Genomic DNA, 2,783 nt, shown 5'->3' with positions numbered 1-2,783 from the left:
TACGCCGGAACCCCAGATTTTTCCGTCAGGTTGCTCAAGGCTTAGTAGAGCGTCACCTCTCTCAAAGAAACCATTCAGGTCTGATACCAAATCTGGCTGACAGTGCTTTAATATGAGAAATAGTCAAAGCCCGCTGCCCTGAAAGGATCTGACTGATAAGTGACTTGGAGCCTATTTCATTTTTCAGGTCAGAATAAGATAGTTTGTACTGGTCAATCAGTGTTCGCAACAAGGCAACACCCACAGAGGTTTCTGTGATGGAATTGTTAAATTCAGCAAAATCTTCACATGTGTCTTCATAATCTGCAATTTTCCCAGCTAGGAAGTCAATGAGCGGACTCTCATCATCGTATTCGATAAGATAATCCATTAAACCCAGAGCGTCACGGTAGTCTTTCTCTGAGGAGTTTCCGCCTAAAAAAGGCACCGCTGCAACTAAGTCTTTTGCGGCGGTGATTGCTTTTGCTGTATCTGTAATCATTCTTTGTGTTCCCTGTAGTAACGAGTCAGTTTGTCGTATTCAGTGTGTGTAGTGATATGCTTAACGTAAAATCGCTTGTTAACAAAGTTAATGTAAGCAATAACTCGGAGATTGTTTCCTCCCACATCTAGAACCCACCATTTATTACGGTATTTGAAATTATCAAGACTGGGCAGAATTTTTCGTAAATCTTCAGGTGAAGAAAAATCATTTTCTTTGACTACACGATAGAGGGCTTTAATGGCCTGAGCATCATTAGGGTATTGTTTTGTTGCTTCTAAAAAAGGTTCTTTCGATATGACGTGCATCAGGAAATCCATTGTTTTTACAATATGTGAACAGTATAAAGTATTGACGATTGGTTTGCAATATGTAAACGATGGTTTTGTCAAATAATATAGAGGGCAGTTTGGATATCGAAAATTATTGTACGTTAAAGCCTTTTTTTGAACAGCCTTGCATAGTCAATAGAGTGTACCCCAGCGTCACGGCCTGAAATACTGCCATTTTTCTATTGGATCATAACCTATCTGTCACGTATATTAAGATCATCATTTAAGTGTCACAAACGGGTGAAAAATGTACATTCACGGTTATCTCCGCGCATCAACAAAAGAGCAGAATGCTCTCCGGGCAAAAAACAGGATGAAAACCTTTGTGGAAGAAAAAGGATTCCGGATGGCAAGCTGGTACACCGAAAATGTCTCCGGGGCATCACTCCGGCGGCCGGAGCTTTTACGGTTACTTGATGACGCTGCGCCCGGTGACATTATTCTCATCGAGCAGGTTGATCGCCTTTCGCGCATGGATGAGGACGGCTGGCAGAAATTAAAGCACCTTATCAGTGATAAAAGCCTGGTTGTTGTCAGTCTTGACCTCCCGACTAGCCATATGGCGCTGACATCCCCTGCCGGTGATGAGTTTACCCGGGCAATGCTAAAGGCGGTTAACGGAATGATGCTTGATATGCTGGCCGCGATTGCCCGCAAAGACTACGAGGATCGCCGCCGTCGCCAGAAAGAAGGTATTGTGAAAGCGAAAGCAGCCGGAAAATACCGGGGCCGCCGGGCTGATGAGCAGTTGCATCAAAAAATCATCGAACTCCGGGTCAAAAACAGACAGAGTATCCGTGATACCGCGAGGTTGTGCGGTGTATCAGAACGGACTGTGATACGGGTTGTTAAACTCAGCGCAGTACAGTAAAGACCTGGCCGGGGCAACCTGTTGCCGCCTGAATACCGGTCAAAAGGGGAAAATCATGGGATTCTTTAGTCATATTGAGTACAACGGGCAACTGCCTGACGGAAAAACGGCTGAAAACCTCGTCACGGATGATCTTGAATACGGTGAGTTATGGTATCGTATTTCCGGTGAAAACCGTCTGCTGCGTGAAAATGATGACAGTTCAGTTACTGATATGAATTATACCGGTTCATTGTATGTTTATACGATGACCGGAGATGAGGCGTATTATTTTATTTTCAGTGAGGACGGTTTTCTGGAAAGTGTACAAATACGTTAACCTGAAAGCATACCGGCAGGAACCCGTAATGAGTGATACATCCCGTCCCGTTCTCACGCTGAACCGTAAACCGAAAGCGGAGCCGGAAAAAAATAAAGACACCCCAATACAACCGGTGTTCCGCAGAAAACAGCGGATAGATGCTGTCCCGCGCCCGAAAAAAAATAAAGTGTCTCCGGCCGTAAAGTCCCCTGCACCCGTCAAAAAAACAAAAGTCTCTGAACCGCCTGCGGTGAAGCCCGAAAAAGTCCCGGTCCCGCCGACACCGCCGAAAAAACGGATGAATATCATTGAGGCTCTGGGGATTATAACCCGGTACTGGCCGGAACTGTTTCCGGACGGTCAGCTGCGGCCGATGAAAAACGGGTTGCGGGAAGATTTATTTCAGGACAAAAAAGCCAGAGTTTTACCGTTGTCAGCCAGAACGCTGACACGCTGCTTATCTTCTGTCTCTCATTCAATCGGTTATCGTCTGACGGTTGTTGCAGGTGCGGTACGTTATGATAAGGATGGTCAGCCGTGCGGAACAGTGACCCCGGAGGAGGAAACGGATTCAGTGCAGCGAATGGGAAAGATAAAAAAACAGCAGGCAAAAGGAAAAGCAGAATAACGTAATTTCGGGGTGAATTGCTCAAATAACGCACAAATCAGTGAGGCGACTGCGGAACGGTGGATACAGCCTGTTTTCCCCCCGGATTCACTGATTTATCCACAGAATTTCTGGATAAAGCGCCCTTCCCTGCCCTTCTGACTCATGTTCTCAGTTTTGCCGGACAGTAC

5 protein-coding genes are annotated in these 2,783 nt (G+C 45.8%); 3 read left to right on the top strand and 2 right to left on the bottom strand.

Annotated elements, in window-relative coordinates:
• Positions 1 to 61: 61 nt before the first annotated feature.
• On the bottom strand, positions 62 to 481 hold the full coding sequence (locus tag X965_RS18500; RefSeq protein WP_036419713.1) for a type II toxin-antitoxin system HigA family antitoxin: 420 nt from the start codon (positions 479 to 481) through the stop codon (positions 62 to 64).
• Positions 478 to 789: a type II toxin-antitoxin system HigB family toxin gene (locus X965_RS18495; RefSeq protein WP_036419711.1), complete on the bottom strand. Its 312-nt coding sequence runs from the start codon at positions 787 to 789 to the stop codon at positions 478 to 480. Before X965_RS18495 ends, X965_RS18500 begins: the two co-directional genes overlap by 4 nt.
• A gap of 271 nt (positions 790 to 1,060) precedes the next feature.
• On the opposite strand from X965_RS18495, the gene X965_RS18490 reads away from it, so the two are divergent.
• From X965_RS18490 to X965_RS18480, 3 genes are read left to right on the top strand one after another with little or no spacing between them, the layout of a single operon-like run.
• Positions 1,061 to 1,684 carry a recombinase family protein gene (locus tag X965_RS18490; RefSeq protein WP_036419709.1) on the top strand — a complete coding sequence of 208 codons (624 nt, stop codon included), beginning with the start codon at positions 1,061 to 1,063 and terminating at the stop codon, positions 1,682 to 1,684.
• A gap of 55 nt (positions 1,685 to 1,739) precedes the next feature.
• Positions 1,740 to 2,003 (top strand): hypothetical protein, encoded by a 264-nt coding sequence (locus X965_RS18485; RefSeq protein ID WP_036419707.1) that lies wholly within the window; start codon positions 1,740 to 1,742, stop codon positions 2,001 to 2,003.
• A 28-nt stretch (positions 2,004 to 2,031) separates the two neighbouring features.
• Positions 2,032 to 2,613 carry a ProQ/FINO family protein gene (locus tag X965_RS18480; RefSeq protein WP_036419706.1) on the top strand — a complete coding sequence of 194 codons (582 nt, stop codon included), beginning with the start codon at positions 2,032 to 2,034 and terminating at the stop codon, positions 2,611 to 2,613.
• Positions 2,614 to 2,783 lie beyond the last annotated feature (170 nt).

The organism is Morganella sp. EGD-HP17 (genome assembly GCF_000512315.2).
Lineage (GTDB): Bacteria > Pseudomonadota > Gammaproteobacteria > Enterobacterales > Enterobacteriaceae > Morganella > Morganella morganii.
This window is presented reverse-complemented; position numbering and strand designations above follow the sequence as displayed.

What these genes read in the sequence shown, in the direction of transcription:
- X965_RS18485 (WP_036419707.1), top strand. Translation starts at nt 1,740, where the DNA reads ATGGGATTCTTTAGTCATATTGAGTACAACGGGCAACTGCCTGACGGA.
- X965_RS18480 (WP_036419706.1), top strand. Translation starts at nt 2,032, where the DNA reads ATGAGTGATACATCCCGTCCCGTTCTCACGCTGAACCGTAAACCGAAA.
- X965_RS18495 (WP_036419711.1), bottom strand. Translation starts at nt 789, where the DNA reads ATGCACGTCATATCGAAAGAACCTTTTTTAGAAGCAACAAAACAATAC.
- X965_RS18500 (WP_036419713.1), bottom strand. Translation starts at nt 481, where the DNA reads ATGATTACAGATACAGCAAAAGCAATCACCGCCGCAAAAGACTTAGTT.
- X965_RS18490 (WP_036419709.1), top strand. Translation starts at nt 1,061, where the DNA reads ATGTACATTCACGGTTATCTCCGCGCATCAACAAAAGAGCAGAATGCT.